Genomic DNA, 1634 nt, shown 5'->3' with positions numbered 1-1634 from the left:
CCAAACCGTAAGGGACAATAATCAAATTTATTGTGAATAAACCAATGCAAATGAATGAATATCATGCTGCATAATGTGGGCATTTGATATACTAACAACCGAGACATCCTTAACTATACTACCTTGTTACTTATTTTTATTTAGTTTTGTCATATTTATCTGCTTTTATCGGTAATTTTAATAATCAATAATGATAACTAAAATTGGGCATAAAAATTACACGATTTTTACACAATTTGCAATATTTAACTGAAGTTAATTTATTGAAATTTAAGATAAGTTTAGTGAGCCAAGTTTTTTTAGGTTGCTGCTTTTAAGCCCCACTTAAAATTTTATCAATTAAGTGGGGTTAGGGTTTTCGCATTAAGATAAAGGGGGGATCCCTGTGTATACAGGGAACACTTGTGGATTATCACGTGTAAAACCATTTTTTCCGGTTTATCCCTGTGTATACAGGGAACACATTTTGACTTTAGCGATCTCGTATTTTTCTGTCGGTTTATCCCTGTGTATACAGGGAACACATTAAACCGACTATCGATGGAATAGCGACCATCGGTTTATCCCTGTGTATACAGGGAACACTAGTTGCCACTTATACTCCAAGTAAATATTAACGGTTTATCCCTGTGTATACAGGGAACACCAATCACATTCTCGAAATTACGCAGATGAGATCGGTTTATCCCTGTGTATACAGGGAACACCAAAACTATCAAAGCGGTCTGTCGTTCGTGGACGGTTTATCCCTGTGTATACAGGGAACACGATAGCCTAACCGCATGATTGATATTCTTGTTCGGTTTATCCCTGTGTATACAGGGAACACTAAAGTTGATCAGTTACGAGAAAAATACAAATCGGTTTATCCCTGTGTATACAGGGAACACATAACTGTAATTTTGATACATGTTTGATTCTGCGGTTTATCCCTGTGTATACAGGGAACACTCTAATTGTAGCTATCTGTTTTATTTACAGTTATAGCGACCAACAAATTCTACCAGATTTTTTAAATTTTTAAAGATTTTTAACTTATTGATTTTTAATAAGTCGTAAGTAGGCTTTTTCCAATTTCTATCGCTCCACCAAGAAACACCAATTTTTAATTTAAATTCAAAAAGATATAAATATTCGAATGTACCTAAACAAAAAATATTGTCTTTTACTTTCGTATTAGCGTGAGCTTTGCCCTACTTATTTATGGTGTGTTTTTTACACAATTACGATCATACAAGGTTTATTATACTCTGAATTATTATCGATTGTTTAATACAGAATAACGGGTTAATGCGCTCTTCTTTTTCTAGTTGCCAGTTGCTTTTGACATGTTCGTGCGCTTCGTCCACTTTTTTCATGGCAAAGTCTCGCTGATAAGGCTCGGTGATGCCAAGTTTATCTAATCCCGCTTCAATAAGCGCTTTTTGTTGTTGCTTTTCTTCTTCAAATAGCTCATCAACTTCGTTCCATTTGCTTAACCCTTCATCAGCATACCATTCACTTTCATATTTCACCAGTAAATGCCCTATCTGCTCCGCTGTCCAACTTCTGCGTAATCCTTCCTTTAAATCCCTATCCGTAAAAGTCGGTGGCGGTAGGTCTTTTTTTCGTTGGGTTGAATATATTAGTGTGCC

The 1634-nt window shown here is 35.5% G+C and carries 1 protein-coding gene and 1 CRISPR repeat array; the gene reads right to left on the bottom strand.

Translation table 11 applies throughout. The annotated features are described in order from the left end of the window. Positions 1–373: 373 nt before the first annotated feature. Positions 374–951: a CRISPR direct-repeat array (repeat unit 29 nt; unit sequence CGGTTTATCCCTGTGTATACAGGGAACAC). A 278-nt stretch (positions 952–1229) separates the two neighbouring features. Continuing rightward, positions 1230–1634, bottom strand: a 405-nt coding sequence (locus A9G34_RS10765) for a hypothetical protein (RefSeq protein WP_176701478.1), incomplete at its 5' end; no start/stop codon positions are given.

Origin of the sequence: Gilliamella sp. Choc4-2 (assembly GCF_001690355.1) — a bacterium.
Taxonomy (GTDB): Bacteria; Pseudomonadota; Gammaproteobacteria; order Enterobacterales; family Orbaceae; genus Gilliamella; species Gilliamella apicola_A.
The sequence above is the reverse complement of the archived record's forward strand: the minus strand, read 5'-3'. Positions and strand labels throughout refer to the sequence as shown.